This window comes from Pseudonocardia sp. Ae717_Ps2 (assembly GCF_001932475.1).
In the GTDB taxonomy this organism is placed as follows: domain Bacteria; phylum Actinomycetota; class Actinomycetes; order Mycobacteriales; family Pseudonocardiaceae; genus Pseudonocardia.
Genome location: NZ_MCIS01000001.1, coordinates 837,548 through 857,042 on the forward strand (window position 1 = coordinate 837,548; position 19,495 = coordinate 857,042).

Annotated in this window: 16 protein-coding genes; 10 read left to right on the forward strand and 6 right to left on the reverse strand. The window is 72.9% G+C overall.

The window, feature by feature from the left end; genetic code table 11:
- The first annotated feature begins 39 nt into the window (after positions 1–39).
- Positions 40–1,560: an alpha/beta hydrolase gene (locus Ae717Ps2_RS04140; protein ID WP_233147437.1), complete on the forward strand. Its 1,521-nt coding sequence runs from the start codon at positions 40–42 to the stop codon at positions 1,558–1,560.
- Between the two features lie 7 nt (positions 1,561–1,567).
- On the opposite strand, the gene Ae717Ps2_RS04145 is transcribed toward Ae717Ps2_RS04140, so the two are convergent.
- Entirely contained in the window at positions 1,568–2,590 is a 1,023-nt protein-coding gene (locus tag Ae717Ps2_RS04145) for a YdcF family protein (RefSeq protein WP_083702257.1), read from the reverse strand.
- A gap of 146 nt (positions 2,591–2,736) precedes the next feature.
- Between Ae717Ps2_RS04145 and Ae717Ps2_RS04150 the strand changes: the two genes are divergently transcribed.
- Positions 2,737–4,161: a ferric reductase-like transmembrane domain-containing protein gene (locus Ae717Ps2_RS04150; RefSeq protein ID WP_198932131.1), complete on the forward strand. Its 1,425-nt coding sequence runs from the start codon at positions 2,737–2,739 to the stop codon at positions 4,159–4,161.
- A 24-nt stretch (positions 4,162–4,185) separates the two neighbouring features.
- On the opposite strand, the gene boxB is transcribed toward Ae717Ps2_RS04150, so the two are convergent.
- Together boxB and boxC are read right to left on the reverse strand one after the other, a co-directional pair.
- Positions 4,186–5,598: a benzoyl-CoA 2,3-epoxidase subunit BoxB gene (gene boxB / locus Ae717Ps2_RS04155; protein ID WP_075307969.1), complete on the reverse strand. Its 1,413-nt coding sequence runs from the start codon at positions 5,596–5,598 to the stop codon at positions 4,186–4,188.
- A 3-nt stretch (positions 5,599–5,601) separates the two neighbouring features.
- Positions 5,602–7,311 carry a 2,3-epoxybenzoyl-CoA dihydrolase gene (boxC, locus tag Ae717Ps2_RS04160; protein WP_075333055.1) on the reverse strand — a complete coding sequence of 570 codons (1,710 nt, stop codon included), beginning with the start codon at positions 7,309–7,311 and terminating at the stop codon, positions 5,602–5,604.
- A 179-nt stretch (positions 7,312–7,490) separates the two neighbouring features.
- Between boxC and Ae717Ps2_RS04165 the strand changes: the two genes are divergently transcribed.
- From Ae717Ps2_RS04165 to Ae717Ps2_RS04175, 3 genes are all read left to right on the forward strand, one after another.
- Entirely contained in the window at positions 7,491–8,993 is a 1,503-nt protein-coding gene (locus tag Ae717Ps2_RS04165; RefSeq protein ID WP_075307967.1) for an insulinase family protein, read from the forward strand.
- A 107-nt stretch (positions 8,994–9,100) separates the two neighbouring features.
- The gene (locus Ae717Ps2_RS04170; RefSeq protein ID WP_139318795.1) at positions 9,101–10,603 is read left to right on the forward strand and encodes an insulinase family protein; all 1,503 of its coding nucleotides are present in this window, start codon (positions 9,101–9,103) and stop codon (positions 10,601–10,603) included.
- Between the two features lie 64 nt (positions 10,604–10,667).
- Positions 10,668–11,219 carry a DUF3558 family protein gene (locus tag Ae717Ps2_RS04175; protein WP_158071456.1) on the forward strand — a complete coding sequence of 184 codons (552 nt, stop codon included), beginning with the start codon at positions 10,668–10,670 and terminating at the stop codon, positions 11,217–11,219.
- A gap of 39 nt (positions 11,220–11,258) precedes the next feature.
- Here the strand turns inward: Ae717Ps2_RS04175 and Ae717Ps2_RS04180 are convergent, their stop codons facing one another.
- On the reverse strand, positions 11,259–11,702 hold the full coding sequence (locus Ae717Ps2_RS04180) for a hypothetical protein (protein ID WP_020625596.1): 444 nt from the start codon (positions 11,700–11,702) through the stop codon (positions 11,259–11,261).
- Positions 11,703–11,795: 93 nt separating this feature from the next.
- Positions 11,796–13,460: a benzoate-CoA ligase family protein gene (locus Ae717Ps2_RS04185; RefSeq protein WP_083702258.1), complete on the reverse strand. Its 1,665-nt coding sequence runs from the start codon at positions 13,458–13,460 to the stop codon at positions 11,796–11,798.
- Between the two features lie 126 nt (positions 13,461–13,586).
- Between Ae717Ps2_RS04185 and Ae717Ps2_RS04190 the strand changes: the two genes are divergently transcribed.
- From Ae717Ps2_RS04190 to Ae717Ps2_RS04210, 5 genes are all read left to right on the forward strand, one after another.
- Positions 13,587–14,390 carry a PIG-L family deacetylase gene (locus Ae717Ps2_RS04190; protein WP_075307961.1) on the forward strand — a complete coding sequence of 268 codons (804 nt, stop codon included), beginning with the start codon at positions 13,587–13,589 and terminating at the stop codon, positions 14,388–14,390.
- A 274-nt stretch (positions 14,391–14,664) separates the two neighbouring features.
- Positions 14,665–16,419, forward strand: a complete 1,755-nt coding sequence (ctaD, locus tag Ae717Ps2_RS04195) for a cytochrome c oxidase subunit I (protein WP_043280148.1) — start codon at positions 14,665–14,667, stop codon at positions 16,417–16,419.
- Positions 16,419–17,678 carry a phosphoserine phosphatase SerB gene (serB, locus tag Ae717Ps2_RS04200; protein WP_075307959.1) on the forward strand — a complete coding sequence of 420 codons (1,260 nt, stop codon included), beginning with the start codon at positions 16,419–16,421 and terminating at the stop codon, positions 17,676–17,678. The genes ctaD and serB overlap by 1 nt, the downstream gene beginning before the upstream one ends.
- A complete protein-coding gene (locus tag Ae717Ps2_RS04205) occupies positions 17,675–18,430 on the forward strand; it encodes a peptidyl-tRNA hydrolase (RefSeq protein ID WP_075333056.1) in 756 nt (251 codons plus the stop codon). Before serB ends, Ae717Ps2_RS04205 begins: the two co-directional genes overlap by 4 nt.
- Before the next feature lie 10 nt (positions 18,431–18,440).
- On the forward strand, positions 18,441–19,052 hold the full coding sequence (locus Ae717Ps2_RS04210) for a carboxymuconolactone decarboxylase family protein (RefSeq protein WP_075307955.1): 612 nt from the start codon (positions 18,441–18,443) through the stop codon (positions 19,050–19,052).
- Here the strand turns inward: Ae717Ps2_RS04210 and Ae717Ps2_RS04215 are convergent, their stop codons facing one another.
- The gene (locus Ae717Ps2_RS04215) at positions 19,053–19,469 is read right to left on the reverse strand and encodes an organic hydroperoxide resistance protein (RefSeq protein ID WP_075333057.1); all 417 of its coding nucleotides are present in this window, start codon (positions 19,467–19,469) and stop codon (positions 19,053–19,055) included. It lies immediately after the preceding gene.
- Between the last annotated feature and the right edge of the window lie 26 nt (positions 19,470–19,495).

A 19,495-nucleotide genomic window follows, 5' to 3' on the forward strand; every position in this document is an offset into this window, starting at 1 on the left:
GTCGGGGGGCGGGCGCGTGCGCCCGGAGAGGTGGAGCCGGTGCGCAGGACGATCATCACGCTGCTCGTCGCCGTGGGGGTGACGTTCGGGACCGCCGGTCCCGCCGTCGCCGCGCCGGCGGCACCCGCGCCGCCCCCGCCGGGGGCGGGCATCGTCTGGGGCGCGTGCACCAGCCCGTCGCTGCAGCAGGCCAAGGCCGAGTGCGGCTTCCTGAAGGTCCCGCTGGACCACGCGAAGCCCGCCGGCAAGAAGATCGAGATCGCGGTCTCGCGGATCCGGCACACCGTCCCGCAGGCGCAGTACCAGGGCGTCGTGCTCGTGAACCCGGGCGGACCGGGCGGCCCCGGGCTGGGCCTGTCCCGGCTCGGCGCCGCCGTCCCGAAGAACGCCGGCGCCGCCTACGACTGGATCGGCTTCGACCCGCGCGGGGTCGGCACCAGCCGGCCCGCGCTCAGCTGCGACCCCGACTACGGCGGCTACGCGCGCCCGGACTACCGGCCGGAGAACGGCGCCGAGAAGGCGTGGCTCCCGAAGGCCAAGGCCTACGCCCAGGCCTGCGGGAAGGCCGGCGGCGAGCTGCTCGCGCACCTGCGCACCGAGGACACCGTCCGTGACATGGACCTGATCCGCCAGGCGCTCGGCGCGAAGCAGATCAACTACTACGGCTTCTCCTACGGCACGCTGCTCGGCCAGGTCTACGCGACGATGTTCCCGGACAAGGTCCGCCGGATGGTCCTCGACGGCGTCGTCGACCCCCGCGACTGGTGGTACCGGGCCAACCTGAACCAGGACGTCGCGTTCCAGCGCAACATCGAGACCTTCTTCGACTGGGTCGCCAAGAACGATGCCGTCTACCACCTCGGCAACACCGGTGACGCCGTCGAGAAGCGCTTCTACGCGCTCTACGACGAGTTCCGGAGGGCCCCGCTGGGCGGGAAGATCGGCTCCTCGGAGTGGACCGACATCTTCCTGCGGGCCGGCTACAACGTGGCGGAGTACACCTCCGTCGCCGACGCGTTCGTCGCGGGGGCGAAGAAGGACGCCGCGACGCTCAAGGCCGCCTTCGACCAGGCTGGCTCGCCGACCGACGACAACAACTACGCCGTCTACCTCGCCACCCAGTGCACCGACGCCCCGTTCCCGCGCGACTGGGCCACCTGGAAGCGCGACAACACCGCCACCGACCGGAAGGCGCCGTTCGAGACCTGGGGCAACGCCTGGTACAACGCGCCCTGCCGGGACTGGCCGGTGAAGCCCGGGCCCGCCCCGAAGGTCGCCGGGACGCTGAAGACCGGTCCGCTGCTGATCTCCGAGACCTACGACGGAGCCACCCCCTACGCCGGCGCGCTGCAGGCCCGGCGGACCTTCCCCGGCTCGTCGCTGATCGAGGGTGTCGGGGGGCACACCCACTCGTCGTCGCTGTCGGGGATCGCCTGCACCGACGACGCGGTCGCCGACTACCTGCTCACCGGCGTGCTGCCGAAGCGGACCGGCGGGGACCGGTCGGACAAGCAGTGCCCGCCGCTGCCGCCGCCGTCCCCGACGACCGCGGGCAGCTGAGCGGGGCTCAGCCGGCGAGCAGCACGAGCGCCAGCGGTACCGGGACGGCGACCAGCGCCAGCAGCACCGCGTTGGCCACTCGGTACTCGCGCAGCACGGCGACGAACTCGCGCAGCACCGCGCTGGGCCAGTAGTAGCCTGCGGTCGGCGCCCCGACGGCCTGGGCGTCGATGCCCAGCCGCCGGGCCAGCAGCGCGGCCCGCAACGCGTGGTAGTTGCTGGTCACGATGACCCCGGGGCCGTCGCCGACCAGCACCGAGCTGAACCGCAGGTTCTCCTCGGTGGTCCGCGAGCCGGTCTCCGCGGTCAGCACCGCCGGGTCGGCGCCGTGCGCCGCGGCCCAGCGGGCCATCGCCTCGCCCTCGGCGAGCCGCTCGTCGTCGCCCTTGCCGCCGGACAGCACCAGCCGCCCGGCGCGACGCCGGGCCAGCTCGTCCATCCCGGTCGCGATCCGCGACGCCAGCAGCGGTGGCACCTCGCTGCCGTGCAGCCCGGAGCCGAGCACGACCACCCAGTCCGCGGGCCGGTCGCGCACCAGCCACCGGTGGAGCCACGCGTAGCCGAGGAACGCGGCGAACTGGAACGCCAGGAACGCCGCCGCGGGCAGGCAGGCCAGCCACAGCGCGCGCAGCACGAGCGAGTCCAGCGCCAGCACCGGCCAGACGGCGACGAGCAGGCCGATGATCGCCAGGCCGGTGAGCAGTGACAGCGAGTTGCCGAGCGAGAGACGCTCCCGGCGGAGCATGACCGCGCCGTTGAGGACGCAGAACACCGCGAACACCAGCGTGATCAGTGGCGACAGCACCACGGCGAGCACGAGCGCGCCGAACACCGGGTTGCCGCTCGACCCGGCGATCGAGAGCACCCACCCGAGGAGCACCGCCGTGGCGAGCAGCCAGTAGGCGTTGCCCAGCCGCCGGGGATCGCGCCGGATCCGCCGCACGGTGACCACCGTGACGACGACCGCGACGACGACGGGCAGCACGACCGCGAGGACGGTCACGAGCAGGAGGAGGTTCGACTCGGACATCGACGTCGATCCTCGTCGCCGCCGCGCGGACCGGCCCCGGGCGGTGCGGACGGCCACCCGGTCGTGGCGGTCGGTGGTCGCGTCTGCGCGCCGAACTCCGGGTCCGGCGACGGCGCCGCCTGGCGGTCGGGGAGGATGACCACACTGTGTCATCCCTCTTCGCCCCCACCGTCCGGGTGCCCGGTGGCCGCTTCAAACCGGACCCACCGGTCCCCGCACGCGACGTCGCGCGCGCCGACCGCCGGGTCCGCCGTGCGACGGGGGTGCTCGCCGCCCTGGCGGTGCTGCTCGTCATCGCCTGGTGGGTCGACGGCGGTGGCCCCACCGGGCTGCTGGAGGGCGGCACCAGCGCGGTCGCCGAGACCGGACGGCTCTGTGGGCTGCTGGCGTCGCTGCTGCTGCTCGGGCAGGTGCTGCTCGCCGCCCGGATCCCGCTGCTGGAGCACGCGTTCGGCCAGCGGCACCTCATCGCGCTGCACCGCGGGACCGGCATCGCCTCGTTCGCCGGGGTGCTGGCGCACGTCGGATGCGCGAGCTGGGCGCACGGCCCCGCCGGCGCCGGTCGTGTCCCCGCCGGCTTCTGGGAGCTGACCTGGACCTGGCCCGGGATGGCGGTCGCCTCGCTCGGGACCGTCCTGGTGGTGCTGGTCGTCGTGACCAGCGCACGCTGGATCCGCACCCGCCTGCGCTACGAGTGGTGGCACCTGCTGCACCTGTGGGGCTACGCCGGGGTGTTCCTCGCGCTGCCGCACCAGCTGTGGGCGGGGCGGGAGTTCACCACCTCGCCGTCGCGGACGGTGTTCTGGTGGGGCCTGTGGATCGCCGCGGTGCTCGCCGTCGCGGTCTGGCGGGTCGCGGTCCCGGTGGTGCGGTCGCGCCGGCACCGGATCACCGTCGCCGCGGTGCTGCCCGAGGGCGACGGCAGCGTGTCGGTGCACATGACCGGCGAACGGCTGCGCGAGCTCGGCGCCTCGGCCGGGCAGTTCTTCGTCTGGCGGTTCCGGTCCGGGCGCGGCTGGCCCGCGGGCAACCCGTACTCGCTGTCGGCGCCGCCCACGGCCCGCTCGCTGCGGATCACCGTCAAGCAGCTCGGCGACGGGAGCGCCGCCGTCCCGAACCTGCGGCAGGGCACCCGGGTCTACATCGAGGGCCCCTACGGCAGGCTCACCCCGCGCACGCGGACCAGCCCGCGGGTCGCCCTGATCGGTGCCGGTGTCGGGATGACCCCGTTGCGGGCGCTGGCGGAGAAGTTCCTCAACGAGTCCGCCGACGTCGTGGTGGTGCACCGCTTCACCCGCGAGCCGTTGTTCGCCCGGGAGTTCACCCGCCTCGCCCGGGAGCGGAAGCTGCACGTCGTGACCTCGCCCGGGCCACGCCGGCGGTCGGGGTCGTGGTTCGGCGCCGACGCGGGCCGGGCCGACGACCTCGCCGCGCTGCGGGCCCGGATCCCGGACATCGCGGTGCGCGAGGTGTACGTGTGCGGGCCCGGCCGGTGGACCGCGATGGTCCGGCGCACCGTCCTCGCCGCCGGGGTGCCGGAGCGTCGCGTGCACGTGGAGAACTTCGGCTGACGGGCGGTCCGGGAGCCCCCCGGGTCAGGCGAGGTGGACGTACTCGTACTCGACGGGCTTGCCGTTGATCCCGTTCGACGGCGGCGCGATCCAGCCGGCGATCTTCCCGGGCTCGTAGACCGGGCGCATCAGGTTCTGCACGAACGTCCGGTCCGCCTCCGACGGCAGCCAGTCGTCCCGGCGGGACGCCCACACCTCGGACGAGATCAGGTCGCCCTTCGGGGTCAGCTCGTGCCCGGAGAACAGCCCCACCTGCCGGTTGAACCCGACGTGCGGGAGGTAGACGCGGTCGTCGAACCCGTTCTTCTCCAGGATGCGGTTCCAGCGCTTCAGCCCGGAGCCGCAGTCCTTCACGTACTCGTTGCGCAGGTCCAGGTTGAGCGCCAGCAGGGCCGGGACCTCGTCGGTGACGACGCGGCCGTCGCGGACCTGCTCCATGCCGTAGCCGTCCTCGGTCAGCACGTGGTCGTCGCGGCGCCGCTCCTCCTGCCAGCGGCCCTTGAGCCCGGCGGTGAAGTAGTTCGCGGCGTTGGTCGACTGCTCGGAGCCGAACAGGTCGAGGCTGACCGAGTAGTGGAAGTTGATGTACTTCTGGATCACGTCCAGCGGGATGCCGCCGTGCGGGGCGATGTCGGCGGTGTCGTGCTCGCGCATCAGCTCGCAGGTCCGCTGGATCACCCGGTCGATGCCGGTGGTGCCCACGAACATGTGGTGGGCCTCCTCCTTCAACATGAACTCGCAGGTGCGCGAGAGCGGGTCGAAGGCGGACTCCTTCAGCGTGCCGAGCTGGTACTTGCCGTCCCGGTCGGTGAAGTAGGTGAACATGAAGAACGACAGCCAGTCCGGGGTCTCCTCGTTGAACGCGCCGAGGATGCGGGGGCTGTCGAGGTCACCGGAGTTGCGCTGCAGCAGCGCCTCGGCCTCCTCGCGGCCGTTGCGGCCGAAGTAGGCGTGCAGCAGGTACACCATGGCCCAGAGGTGGCGGCCCTCCTCGACGTTGACCTGGAACAGGTTGCGCAGGTCGTAGAGGCTGGGGGCGGTCTCACCGAGGCGGCGCTGCTGCTCGACCGAGGCCGGCTCGGTGTCGCCCTGGATGACGATCAGGCGCTGCAGGTCGGCGCGGTACTCGCCGGGGACCTGCTGCCAGACCGGCTCGCCGCGGTTCTCACCGAACGCGATCCGGCGGTCGTCGCTGCGCTCGGCCAGGAACACGCCCCAGCGGTACTCCTCCATCGCGACGTGCCCGAACTGCGCCCAGCCCTCCTTCCCGACGTCGACGGCGGTGCGCAGGTAGACGTCCTGGGTCGGCACGGCCGGGCCCATCGTCTTCCACCAGGTGAGGAAGTTGGGCTGCCACGACTCCAGTGCGCGCTGCAGCTTGCGGTCCCCGGCGAGGTCGACGTTGTTGGGGATCTTCTCGGAGTAGTCGATGCTCATGGCTCACACCCGCTTGCGGTCGAAGTCGGCCCTGCGGCCCGTGCCGTACTTGCGCAGCGCGCCCTCCGGCCCGGAGGCGTTCGGCCGCACGAAGATCCAGTTCTGCCAGGCGGTGAGCCGGCCGAAGATGCGGCTCTCCATCGTCTCCGGCCCGACGAACCGGTGGTTGGCCTCCATCCCGGTCAGCGCGTCCGGCGACAGCGAGGCCCGCTCCTCGAGCATGATGCGGACCTCGTCGTCCCAGTCGATGTCGTCCGGGGCGTCGGTGACCAGGCCCAGCTCCAGCGCCTCGCCCGCGGTGAGGCGGCGCCCCACCTCCTTGCGCAGCACGGCGACGTGGTCGTCGTCGCCGTGGAAGCGGCTCGCCAGCCGGGACGGCCCGTTGGGCATCGGGAACGTGCCGAAGTTCGACGCCGTGAGCATGATCTGGGCCTCGTCGCCCTGCTCGTCGCCGTCCTCGTCGAGCGTGCCGTCGAGCATGTACTGGCGGTCGCAGGCCAGAGCCAGCTCCAGCAGCGCCCCGGCGAAGCAGGAGCCCGGCTCGATCAGCGCGATCAGGCTGCGGCTGGTCACGTCCAGGCGCTTGAGGGTGCGCTTGAAGTAGTGCCGGATCTCGTTGACCAGCCAGTCGTCGCCGGAGTGCTGCTCGATGACGCGCTCGAACGCCAGCGCGTCCTCGACGTCGCCCCGGGTGCGGATCACCCAGGTGCCCAGCTCCGGTTCGTTGCTGCGCAGCCGCAGGACCAGGTCGTCGAGCTGGCGGGTCACGGCCAGCGGCCAGAAGTCCGCGCCGAGGGCGTGGACGCGCTCGATGCTCTCCGGGACACCGCCCGCGGGACCGTCGACGGTGATCTCCACGAGGCCGCGGTCGCGGTCGAACTCCGCCCGCACGTGCGGGTAGGTGATGCCGTCGGCGGTCTCGGTGCGCTCCAGCGGGGGCAGCTCGATCCCCTCGCCCGCGGGCAGCCGGGTCGACGCCGCCGCGGCCTCGACCGCCCGCTCGGCCACCGTGGAGTCCCAGCGGCGCTTCGGGATCACCTCGTCGACGAGCTTCCACTCGACGGCCTGCTTCCCGCCGAAGCCCTCGGGCTTCGTCGCGAACACGTCGGCGCGGTCCTTGCGGACGCGGCGCTTGTCGGTGACACGGGTGAGGCCGCCGGTGCCGGGCAGCACGCCCAGCAGCGGGACCTCGGGCAGGGAGACGGTGGAGGAGTTGTCGTCGATCAGCAGGATCCGCTCGCAGGCCAGCGCCATCTCGTAGCCGCCGCCGGCGGCAGTGCCGTTGACGGCGGCGATCCAGGTCTGGCCGGAGTGCGCGGTCGCGTCCTCGATGCCGTTGCGGGTCTCGTTGGTGAACTTGCAGAAGTTCACCTTCCACGGGTGCGAGGACCCGGCGAGCAGCCGGATGTTCGCGCCCGCGCAGAAGTTGCGGTCCTTCGCGCTGGTCAGCACGACGGCCCTGACCTGCGGATGGGTGAAGCGCAGGCGCTGGGTGATGTCGTGGAGCTCGATGTCGACGCCGAGGTCGTAGGAGTTCATCTTGAGCTCGTAGCCGGGGACGAGGCCGCCCGCCTCGTCGACGTCGAGCCGCACGTACGCGACCCTGGGGTCGTCCGGGTCGATCGCGAGCTGCCAGTGCCGGTAGCCCGACGGGTCGCGGTCGAAGTCCACCCGGGGGACGTCCGTGCCGGCGGCCGGGTCGTCACTGCTCATGGAGTCCACTCCTCCTCGCGTCGCTGCGACGCTGTAAAGACTACAACCAAGCGACGCTGCGACGGAAGAGTGTGGAGTGTTTGGGGTCACGGACGGTGCCGGTGTCAGTCCGTCCACATGAGCCACCGTTCCGGTGAGCTCCGAGGTCACGGGGTGGATCTCCGCTAGCGTCCACGGGCATGACGGTCACGGCAGCCGGCCCGGTGCGGCGCACCACGGTCGACGGGGTCCCGGTGCTCTGGGTCGATACGGCGGGGCCGCTCCACGCGGAGCTCCTGTTCGGGGTTGGCCGTGCCGACGAGACGTTCCGGACGACCGGCATCACCCACCTCGTCGAGCACCTGGTCATGCGCTCGCTCGGCGATCTCGACCACGACGCGAACGCCGGGGTCTCGCTGCTGACGACCGGGTTCGAGGTGAGCGGGCCGCCCGCGGTCGTCGTCGACCACCTGCGTCGCCTGTGCGGGGCGATCGCCCGGCTGGACCTGGACCCGATCGAGGCCGAACGACGGGTGCTGCTCGCCGAGGAGGAGACCCATCCGGCGTCGTCGGTGCCCGCCTGGCCGCTGTCCCTGCGCTACGGCTGCCGGGGGCCGGGCCTGGCGTTCCAACGCCAGCTCGGCGTGTACCTGGTGTCGCCCGACGCCGTGCGGGACTGGGCGCAGCGATGGCTGCACCGCGACAACGCGGCGCTGGTGCTCACCGGGCCGCCGCCGCCCGGGCTGACCCTTCCGCTGCCCGACGGGCCGGCGCCGCAGCACTCCATGCCCCCGCCGCTGCCGCATCCGACACCGGCGTGGATCGAGCAGGTGATCGACGGGTTGATCGTCGCGATGATCGGTCCGGACACCGCGGAGACCACCGCCGCGCTGGCGATTCTCCGTGACCGCCTCACCCGGGCGCTGCGCCACGACGCCGGCCTCGTCTACGACGTCGACACCGAGGTCGAGCGGCTGCCCGGAGACCTGGCCGCGATCGGGATCGGGCTGGGCATCGGCGGCCGCCCCGAGCACGCCCCGGCGCTGCGCGACACCTTCCTCGCCGTCATCGACGAGCTCTGCGCGTCCGGGCCGACCGACGCGGAGCTGGAGCGCAACCGCCGTCGGTGCCTCGCCGAGGTCGACGACGAGCACGACACGCTGCAGTGGCGCGCCTACGAGGAGGCCAGGACCCTGCTGGTCGGGACGGCGGCGGGCTGGCCGCGCATCGAACGCACCCTGGCCGGCGTCGCCGCCGAGGACGTCCGTGCCGCGATCGTGGCCCTGCGTGCGTCGATGACCCTCGGGGTGCCCCTGGACGGGGGAGTGGCGTCGCTGCCCCGGCGGCACGCGCCGCATCCGTGGCCGGCAGGGGGCCGGGTCTTCCGGCGGGCCCTGTTCGGCGCCTACCTGCCCCGGGGGTCGCAGCTGATGATCGGCAGGTCCTCCGTCACCCTGCAGATCCCGCAGGAGTGCCCGGAAACCGTCGCGTTCGCCGACGTGGTCGGTGTGGGGAGCGAGGACGGGCCGGGCGGCGACCGGGACCCGATCCTCGTCATCCACGGCGTCGACGGTACGGCTCTCATCGTCCGTGCGAAGGACTGGCGCGGCGGTCACGAGGCACTGGAGCTGCTCCGCGCGGCGCTGCCGCCGGAGGCCGTGTACACGACGCCGGAGCCGTTGCGCGTCATCGTGTCCGACTGAGTCGGTGCCTGCGGATCCGCCGGCTTCGGTGCCCGTCCGTCCACATGAGCCACCGGTTCCGGTGAATCCCGAGGTCGCGGACGGGATCCGCGCTAGCGTCACCGGGTATGACGGCTACGGCTGCCCACCCCGTGCGCCGCACCACGGTCGATGGGATTCCGGTGTTCTGGGTCGACCTGCCGGGGCCGCTGCACGCCGAGCTCGTGTTCGGTGTCGGGCGGGCCGACGAGACGTTCCGGACGACCGGCATCACCCACCTCGTCGAGCACCTGGTCATGCGTCGGCTCGGGGAGCTGGACCACACGGCGAACGCCGCCGTCTCCCTCCTGCTCACCGGGTTCGAGGTGACCGGGGAGCCGCAGGTGGTGGTCGACCACCTCACCCGGCTGTGCGGGGCGATCCGATGGCCGGATCTCACCGAGATCGACCGCGAGCGCAGCGTGCTCGTCGCGGAGGAGCTGGCCCACCCGACCTCGCCGCTGGCGTCGCTGCCGCTGGCGCAGCGCTACGGCAACCTCGGACCCGGCCTGGCGTTCTGCCGACAGCTCGGGGTGCACCTCGTCACGTCGCAGGACGTGCGGGACTGGATGGCGCGGTGGCTGCACCGGTCCAACGCGGCGTTGGTGCTCACCGGCCCGCCGCCGCCCGGACTCGGGCTGCCGTTGCAGGACGGCCCGGCACCTCGTCGAGCGCTCCCGCGGCCGCTGCCCGGGATCACGCCGAGCTGGACCGAGCTGCCGATCGACGGTGTCCTCGCGACGATGCACGGACCGGACACCGCGGAGACCGCGACCGCGCTGTCGGTCCTCGACGACCGGCTCACCCGACGGCTGCGGCACGAGGCCGGACTCGTCTACGGCATCGACGTCGCGCTCGAACAGCTGCCCGGCGGCGTCGCCATCGGCCTCGGGCTGGGGCTCACCGGGCGCGCGGAGCACGTGCCGGTGCTGCGCGACACCTTCCTGTCCGTCCTCGACGAGCTGTGCGTCACCGGCCCGACCCCCGCGGAGCTCGAGCGCGACCGGCAGCGGTGCCGGTCCGACATCGCCGACGACCGCGACATCGCCTGGTTGCGCGCCTACGACGAGGCCGCGGCGCTGCTGGCCGGCACCGTCCGCAGCTGGGACCGGGTGGAGTCGACGCTCGCCGGGCTCACCCGTGAGGACGTACGGGCCGCCGCCGGGACGCTGCGGGCGTCGATGACGCTCGGCGTTCCGGAAGGGGCGCAGCCCGGGTCACTGCCGGAACGGCGGGCGGCGCACCGCTGGCCCGCCACCGGGCGGCTGTTCAGACGGTCCCGCTTCAGGTCGTGGATGCCACGGGGCTCGCAGCTGACGATCGGCCGCTCCGCGCTGTCGCTGCACGTACCGGGACAGCCGGTGACGACCATCCCGTACGGCGAGGTGGTCGGGATGGGGACCGAGCCCGGCCCGGCGGGCGACGACGACCGCATGGTCGTCGTCCACGGTTCCGACGGCGAGATGATCGTCGTGCGGGCGTGGGACTGGCGCGGCGGCTCCGCGGCCCTGGACCTGCTGCATGCCGCCGTCCCGAGCGAGGCGGTGTTCGCGACCCCGGAGCCGCTGCGGCTGCTGGCCGACGACGACTGATCTCACCCCCGTGGACTTCCCGGATCGGCCGTGCCCGCGACCCCGGCCGGGCATGATCCGGGCCGTGATCCACACGATGCACCGCACCCGGCTCGCGGGCCTCGCGCTCGCCACCCTGACCGTGGCCCTGCCCCTGCTCGCCGGCTGCGCCGGCGCTGGCGGCGGATCCGCCGTCGCCCCGACGGCAGACGCCCCCGCTGCGGCGAACCTCTCGGTGCCGCCCTGCTCCCTCGTCCCCGACGGCGAGCTGTCCGGCCTCGGCCTCACCGGGCCGGGGAAGGCCACCGGGCAGCCCGCGCCCAGCTGCCGCTGGGACACCGCCGGCACCGGCGGGGGCACGACCGGGTTCTCGTACTCGATCCCGACCACGCTGATCGTCGCCGCGCAGCCCGGCGCCTACGACGCCGGTCTCGCCCAGCTGCGGGCCCAGGGCAGCACCCTCACCGAGGAGGCCCTCGACGGGCGCCGCGCCGCGGTGTCGGAGACCGAGGGCACCTGCATGGCCGTCGTCGACGCCGGGTCGGGGGCGCTGTCGGTGGTCGCGTCGGCCCCGACGGATCCCTGCGGCGCGGCCCGGCGGATCCTGGAGACCGCGCTGCGGACCGCCGGGGCCTGAGTCGCCACCGGGGTCCCAGTCACCCCCGGGGTCCGGGTCTCAGCCCCGGTTGCGCACCGCCGCGGACGGGACCTGCTTGCGCAGCTCACCCGTGTCGTTGCGGACGAAGCCCCGTGCGGTGAGCCAGCCGGTCACCGGCTCGGGGTCGGGGTGGCCGTGCGGCACGACGTTGTAGAGGTAGTTCAGCCGCCGCCGGCCCGCCTCGGCCTCCAGACGCTCCAGCACGAACGAGCCGACGCCGGTGTGCCGGGCCGCGGGGGCGACCAGGACCAGGATCTCGGCGTCGCCCCAGCTGCCGTCGAGCCTGCCGTAGGCGACGGTCGCGCCGTCGGCGTCCTCGACGCGCCACCACTCGTCGCCGAGCGGGTCGCCGTCCCCGGGCCGGCCGAGGCCGAACAGCGCGGGGTCGAGCCCGTCGAGCACCCGGCGCTTGCGGTCGTCCCAGGTCGCGGGGGTCTCCGGGATCCAGTCCCACGTGTCCACGCCGCCTCCTCGCCGTCGGTGCATCCGGTGAGTGAACCCCGCCGGGTCACTCCGGGTCGAGCGAACGTCCTACATCGAGACACCCCGGGGGCCTCAGACCACGGTCTCCGGGGTGCCGGGGTGGCCGGTGGCCCCCGGCAGGGCGGCGGCGTGCGCGCGCAGCCGGTAGCGCTGGATCTTCCCGGTGGGGGTCTTGGGCAGCTCGTCGACGGTGACCACGGCGCGCGGCCGCTTGAACGCGGCCAGCCCCTCGCGGCAGAACGCGACCAGCTCGCTCTCCGACGGCGCCGCCGCCGGGTCGCGGGGCACCACGAACGCGACCGGCTTGTCCAGTCCGTCGTCGTCCGGGATCCCGACGACGACCGCCTCCACGAGCCCCGGGTGCTCCAGCAGGCGGGTCTCGACCTCGCCGGGGGAGACCCAGATGCCCCCGACCTTCAGGACGTCGTCGGCCCGGCCCAGGCAGGTCCACGACCCGTCCTCGCCGCGGACGTACTGGTCGCCGGTACGCATCCAGCGGCCCTGGAACACCGCGCGGTTGACCTCGGTGCGACACCAGTAGCCGGTGCACACCGAGTCGCCCGCGACGTAGAGCATGCCCTGCTCGCCGGGGCCGTCGATGACGCTGCCGTCCGGCCGTCGCAGCTCCACCTCGTAGCCGGGGACCGGGAAGCCGGAGCTGCCCGGGACGACCTCGCCCGGCCGGTTGGAGATGAAGATGTGCAGTGCCTCGGTGGAGCCGATGCCGTCGAGGACCTCGAAGCCGTAGCGGTCGAGCACACCGTGGAACATCCGCGCGGGCAGCGCCTCGCCCGCCGAGGCGCCGCGGCGCACGGTGGCGAACCGCTCGCGCGGCAGCTCGGCGGCGATCATCGGGCCCCAGAAGCTGGGGACGGCGAAGAACAGCGTCGCGCCGTGCTGCTCGACGAGGCGGGAGTAGTGCTCCGGGTCCGGCCGGGACGGTTCGAGGACCGTGCAGGCGCCGACCGACAGCGGGAAGAACATCGAGTTGCCGATGCCGTAGGCGAAGAACAGCTTCGCGACCGAGAGGCAGACGTCGTCGCGGCGGATGCCGAGGACCTGTCGGCCGTAGGTGTCGGCGACGAACCGGATGTCGTCGTGCCGGTGCATGGCGCCCTTGGGCTTGCCGGTCGTGCCCGAGGTGTAGAGCCACAGCGCCTGGGACTCCGGCCAGGTCGGGTGCGGCTCGGGCAGCGGGTCGGCGCCCTCGAGCAGTGCGTCCCAGGTGAGCGAGGTGACTCCGGTGACCAGCGGGTCCGCCCCGGTGAGCACCACGCGCTCCAGGTCGGGCGCCTGCGCGACGGCCTCGGTGAGGTGCGCGGCGAAGGCCTCGCCGCCGATCACCGTGGTCGCCCGCGAGTCCCGGACGAGCACGGCCAGCTCGCGCCCGGTCAGCATCGTCGAGCAGGGCACGGCGACCGCGCCGGCCCACAGGGTCGCGAGGATCGCGGTGAACAGCTCGACGTCGTCGGGCATCACGAGCAGCACCCGCTGCTCGGGCCGTACGCCGGCCCGGCGCAGGGCCCCGGCGACGAGCCGGACCCGGTCGGTCAGGGCGGCGTAGCTGAGCGAGCCGCCGGGGTACCGGACGGCGGTGCGGGCGCCGTCCCCGGCCTCGACCCTGGCCGCGGTCAGGTGCGCGGCGGCGTTGAAGACCGGCGCCTCCTGTGCGCTGCGGGGGACGGGCACGGTGGTGCGGCGGGAATCGACGTTGTCGACGCTGACGACATCGGCCATGGTGGGTGGCTCCTGTGCCGGTTCGGGGAGCTGTGATGCTACACACATCCGACGGCGCGTCAACGGTCTGTAGATCGACGACGGCCCGGTGCGGGGCGGGCGGGGCCGGCTCCTAGGCTCACCGGCGTGGGGACCCTCGTCAGCTTCCATGCCCATCCCGACGACGAGTCGATCGGCACCGCGGGCACGCTCGCCAAGGCCGCCGCGCTCGGCCACCGCGTCGTCCTCGTCTTCGCCACCCGTGGCGAGCTGGGGGAGCCGGTGCCCGGCGTCCTGGCCGAGGGGGAGCAGCTGCCGGTGCGCCGCTCCGCGGAGTGCCACGAGTCGGCCCGCGTGCTGGGTGTGGCCCGCGTGGAGTTCCTCGGCTACGTCGACTCCGGGATGATGGGCGAGCCGTCCAACGACGCCCCCTACTGCTTCTGGCAGGCCTCGGTGGAGCACGCGGCCAAGCGGCTCGCGCTGATCCTCGAGGAGGAGGAGGCCGACGTCCTCACCACCTACGACGACAACGGCGGCTACGGCCACCCCGACCACATCCAGGTGCACCGGGTGGGTGCCCGCGCGGGCGAGCTCGCCGGGGTGCCGGTCGTCGCGCAGAACACCACCAACCGGGACTGGCTGCTGCGCGGGATGAAGGGACTGCGCGCCGACGGCGGCGCCGACTTCTCCCTCGACATCCCCGACGACCCGTCGTTCGGCAAGCCCGAGTCCGAGATCACCCACCGGGTCGAGGCCGTCGAGTACGCCGAGGCCAAGCGCGCCTCGATGCGCGCACACGCCAGCCAGATGGGGCCCGACCACTTCCTGCTGGCGATGCCGGACCCGGTGTTCGCGATGGGGCTGGGCACCGAGTTCTACATCGTCGACGCCCAGCCCAACCCGGCCAGCGCGCCGGAGCTCTGGACCGAGGTCTTCGAGCCGCTGCGGTGACGCCCCGCGCCGGTTCCGGGCAGTGCCGGGCGCGCCACGCCGCCACCGTCGCGGGCCCTCGCCCACCTGCCGGTCCGGCGAAGGGCGCCCTGAGTGCGCGGTCGGGGACTGTCGGTTCTACTCTCCGTAGAGCACAATCGGCGCGCGCCGTGCGACGAGCCGGGACCCACGAAGTGGATCTCCCGGACCGGACGGGCGCCGCTCGCCGGTCGGGAAGTAGAGTCTGCCCGTCCGCGAGGACGTGCTCAGGTCAGGCAAGTGCATGGAGGCCCAGGTGACAGCCGTCGAGCCCAAGCCGATCTCGACGCGCCCGTATCCGGCGCGGCGTGAGGGCAAGGGATCCACGTTCCTCAAGATGTTGAGGACGACGGACCCGAAGGACATCGCGATCCTCTATCTGACGACGTCGTTCGGCTTCTTCGCCGTCGGCGGTGTCATGGCGCTGCTGATCCGCGCCGAGCTCGCACGGCCGGAGCTGCAGTTCCTGTCGACCGAGCAGTACAACCAGCTGTTCACCATGCACGGCACGATCATGCTGCTGCTGTTCGCGACGCCGATCGTCTTCGGTTTCGCGAACTACATCGTGCCGCTGCAGATCGGTGCCCCCGACGTCGCGTTCCCGCGGCTCAACTCGTTCTCCTACTGGCTGTACCTGTTCGGCGGCATCATCGTCGTCTCCGGCTTCCTGACCCCGGGCGGCGCGGCGGACTTCGGCTGGTTCGCCTACACCCCGCTGTCGGACGCGGTGCGGTCGCCGGGGCCGGGCGGTGACCTCTGGATCATGGGTCTGGTCGTCTCCGGTCTGGGCACGATCCTCGGTGGCGTCAACTTCGTGACGACCATCGTCTGCATGCGTGCGCCGGGCATGACGATGTTCCGGATGCCGATCTTCACCTGGAACATCTTCATCACCGCGCTGCTGGTGCTGATCGCGTTCCCGATCCTGACCGCCGCGCTGCTCGCGCTGGCCGCGGACCGCCACCTCGGCGCCCAGATCTTCAACCCCGCCAACGGCGGTGTGGTGCTCTGGCAGCACCTGTTCTGGTTCTTCGGCCATCCGGAGGTCTACATCGTCGCGTTGCCGTTCTTCGGCATCGTGTCCGAGATCTTCCCGGTGTTCGCCCGCAAGCCGATCTTCGGTTACAAGGGCCTGGTCTTCGCGACCATCGCCATCGCGGCGCTGTCGGTCGCGGTGTGGGCGCACCACATGTACGCCACCGGCGCGATCATGCTCTCGTTCTTCGCCTTCACCACGTTCCTCATCGCCATCCCGACGGGCGTCAAGTTCGTCAACTGGATCGGCACCCTGTGGAAGGGCAAGATCACCTACGAGACGCCGATGCTGTTCTCGGTCGGCTTCCTCGTCACGTTCCTCTTCGGCGGCCTGACCGGCATCCTGCTCGCGATGCCGCCGGTGGACTTCCACGTGTCGGACACCTACTTCGTGGTCGCGCACTTCCACTACGTGCTCTACGGCACGATCGTGTTCGCGACCTTCGGCGGGATCTACTTCTGGTTCCCGAAGATGACCGGCCGGTTCCTCGACGAGAAGCTCGGCAAGATCCACTTCTGGCTGACCTTCGTCGGGTTCCACCTGACGTTCCTGGTGCAGCACTGGCTGGGCAACGAGGGCTACCCGCGTCGCTACGCGGACTACCTGCCCTCTGACGGCTTCACGACGCTGAACACGATCTCCTCGATCGGTGCGTTCATCCTCGGTGCCTCGACGCTGCCGTTCTTCTACAACGTCTTCAAGAGCTACCGGTTCGGCCGGGTCTGCACCGTCGACGACCCGTGGGGCTTCGGCAACTCGCTGGAGTGGGCGACCTCGTCGCCGCCGCCGCGGCACAACTTCACCGAGCTGCCCCGGATCCGCTCCGAGCGCCCGGCGTTCGACCTGCACTACCCGCACCTGGTCGAGAAGGCGCGCGCCGAGGCGCACGTCGGCAATCGGGCGCACCCGAGCGAGGTGCTCGCGCAGGAGGTCGGCAAGGAGTCCATGCCGGACAGCGACCCCAAGTCGAAGTAGTGACCCCAGTACTTCCCGGTCCGGCCCGGCCCACCGTGCTCGTCACGGTGACCGGGCCGGACCGTCCTGGTGTCAGCTCCGTGCTGTTCACCGCGCTGACCGCGGCCGGTGTCGAGCTGCTCGACCTGGAACAGGTCGTGGTCAACGGCCGGCTCACCCTGGGCGCGCTGGTCGTGCCCGAGGGGGACCCGGAGGATCTGCAGGACACGGTCGGCGCGGCGATGGACTCCATCGCCATGAGCGTGCACATCGAGATCCAGCGCGACGGCCGCCGGGCCACCCGGACGCCGTCGACGCACGTCGTCACGGTGCTGGGCCGGCCGATCACGGCCCGCGCGTTCGGCGCGATCGCCGCGGAGCTTGCGGCGGTCGGCGCCAACATCGACTCCATCCGCCGGGTCGCCGACTACCCGGTGACCGGGCTGGAGCTGCTCGTCTCCCCGGTCCCCCAGGGTGACGCCGACGCCTACCCGCCCGGCACGCTGCGCAAGCGGCTGGTCCGGGTGGCGCGGCAGGCGGGCGTCGACGTCGCGGTGTCCCGGGCCGGGCTGTCCCGGCGCAGCAAGCGGCTCATCGTGTTCGACGTGGACTCCACCCTGATCCAGGGCGAGGTCATCGAGATGCTCGCCGCCCGTGCCGGGGCCGACGTCGAGGCCGAGGTCCGCCGGGTCACCGAGGAGGCCATGGCCGGCCGCCTCGACTTCACCGAATCGCTGACCCGGCGCGTCGCAGCCCTGGAGGGGCTGCCCGCTTCCGTCGTCGACGAGGTGGCCGCCGAGATCGAGCTGACGCCCGGTGCCCGCACCACGATCCGCACGCTGCGCCGGCTCGGCTATCGCTGCGGCGTCGTATCGGGTGGGTTCACGCAGGTCATCGCCGGGCTCGCGCGCGAGCTCAAGCTCGACTTCGTCGCCGCGAACGAGCTGGAGATCTCCGGGGGGAAGCTGACCGGACGGGTGGTCGGCGAGGTCGTCGACCGGGCCGGGAAGGCCGTCGCGCTGCGCCGGTTCGCCGCGGCCCACGACATCCCGCTGGAGCAGTCGGTCGCGGTCGGCGACGGCGCGAACGACATCGACATGCTCTCCACCGCCGGGCTCGGCGTCGCGTTCAACGCCAAGCCGGCGCTGCGCGAGGTCGCCGACACCTCGGTGTCGGTGCCCTACCTCGACGTCGTGCTGTTCGTCCTGGGCATCACCCGTACCGAGGTCGAGGCCGCTGACGCCGCCGAGGGCGTGCTGCGCCGGGTCCCGCTGGCGTGACCGCTCCCGCACCGGTGCTGGCGCTGCTCGCGGGCCGTTACGGAGCCGGGGCCCGCGGCCGGGACATCGCGCCGGAGGCCGACGGCGTCGTGCGGGCGATGCCGGTCGTGCTGCGCATCGAGCGCGACCCGCTGCCCGTGCGCACCGCGCTGCTGGAGGCGGCGGCCACCGCGGCGCTCGCCGTCTGCACCGACCCGCGGGCCCAGCCCGGTGGCGACTGGCACGATGCCGTCGCCCCGTGGGTGGACGGACGCATCCGCAAGATCGCGCGGCGGGCCCGTGGCGCGCACTGGCGCGCCGTGGCGGAGCTCCCCGGCGTGACGGTGCGGGTCGGTGACGCCGAGGTCCGCGCCCTGCTGCCCGGCCCGGTCGACGACGTGCCGAAGGTCGTCGCACGGCTGCAGATCGGCGGTACAGAGCTGCCCGCCGACGAGCCCGGCCCACCCGACCCGGACGCCCCGCTGGTGTTGCTGTCACCGCACGCCGAGATGACCGTTGGCAAGGCCGCCGCGCAGGTCGGGCACGCCACCATGCTGCTCGGTGCGGCCGCCGGGTGGCCGGTCGGCGCGGCACCGGTGTGCGCGGTGCGCACCGCGGACCCGGCCACCTGGGCGCGCCTGGCCCCGCCCGCCGACGACGGCACCGACGGCGTCGTCGGGGTGCGCGACGCGGGTTTCACCGAGGTCGCCCCGGGCACCATGACCTGCCTGGCAGTGGCTCACGCCGCGTTTGCGGCCGGACCACGGCGGTGATCCACCGGGTGTGACCACACACCCGCCTGCCGGCGCCCGGGACTGGGGCGGCCGGCTGCCCCGCAACGAGACCCTCGACCTCGACGACGAGCAGCGCGCCGCCGTCGACCGGATCCGCTCCGGCACGGCCCGCTGGGCCGAGGAGTCCGGCTTCGCCGCGACCGACGACGAGGGCGGCCTCATCGGCCCGTTCAACGCGTTCGTGCTGCGCCCGCGCCCGGGCACGGCGTTCAACCGGTGGGTCGCGACCGACCAGCAGGAGTCGTCCCTGCCGGCGACCGTGCGCGAGGTCGTCATCCTGACCGTCGGCGCGGCCTGGGGCGCCGCCTACGAGCTGTACGCGCACACCGCCGTCGCCCGCTCGGTGGGGCTGGACGAGAACGCGGTGCAGGCCCTGCTCGACGGAACCGCGGCCCAGGTGCTGACCGGCGACGAGCTCGTCGTGCACCGGTTCGTCGACGAGCTGGTCCGCACCCACCGGGTCACCGACGACACCTACGCCGCGGCCGAGGCCGCGATCGGCCGCGACGGGGTGCTCGACACCGTCCACCTGACCGGCATGTACCTGTCGGTGTCGGCGCTGCTCAACGCCTTCGAGATCCCGGCGCCGGACGGTCCCTGATCAGACCGTGGCGGTGAGGGTGACCTCGACGTTGCCGCGGTTCGCCTTCGAGTAGGGGCACACCTGGTGCGCCGCCTCGACCAGCTCGTCGGCGGCCGACTGCTCCAGGCCCGGAAGGTGGGCGGTGATGTCGGCGGCGACGTGGAAGCTCACGTCGTCGGGCTGCAGCTGGATGGTCGCGGTGACCTGTGCGTCGTCCGGGACGGCGACCTTCGCCTTCCGGGCCGCCAGCCGCAGCGCGCCGTGGAAGCAGGCCGCGTAGGCGGCGGCGAAGAGCTGCTCGGGGTTGGTGGCGCCGCCGGGGCCGCCCAGCTCCGGCGGCATCTTCAGGTCCTGGTCGATGAAGCCGTCCTCGCTGCGGATGTGGCCGTCGCGGCCGCCGCCGGTCGAGGTGGCCTCGGTCGTGTAGTTCGCCATGGGTACTCCTCCGATTTCATTGGTTG

What these genes read in the sequence shown, in the direction of transcription:
- Ae717Ps2_RS04145 (WP_083702257.1), bottom strand. Translation starts at nt 2,590, where the DNA reads ATGTCCGAGTCGAACCTCCTCCTGCTCGTGACCGTCCTCGCGGTCGTG.
- boxB (WP_075307969.1), bottom strand. Translation starts at nt 5,598, where the DNA reads ATGAGCATCGACTACTCCGAGAAGATCCCCAACAACGTCGACCTCGCC.
- boxC (WP_075333055.1), bottom strand. Translation starts at nt 7,311, where the DNA reads ATGAGCAGTGACGACCCGGCCGCCGGCACGGACGTCCCCCGGGTGGAC.
- Ae717Ps2_RS04165 (WP_075307967.1), top strand. Translation starts at nt 7,491, where the DNA reads ATGACGGTCACGGCAGCCGGCCCGGTGCGGCGCACCACGGTCGACGGG.
- Ae717Ps2_RS04170 (WP_139318795.1), top strand. Translation starts at nt 9,101, where the DNA reads ATGACGGCTACGGCTGCCCACCCCGTGCGCCGCACCACGGTCGATGGG.
- Ae717Ps2_RS04185 (WP_083702258.1), bottom strand. Translation starts at nt 13,460, where the DNA reads ATGGCCGATGTCGTCAGCGTCGACAACGTCGATTCCCGCCGCACCACC.
- Ae717Ps2_RS04215 (WP_075333057.1), bottom strand. Translation starts at nt 19,469, where the DNA reads ATGGCGAACTACACGACCGAGGCCACCTCGACCGGCGGCGGCCGCGAC.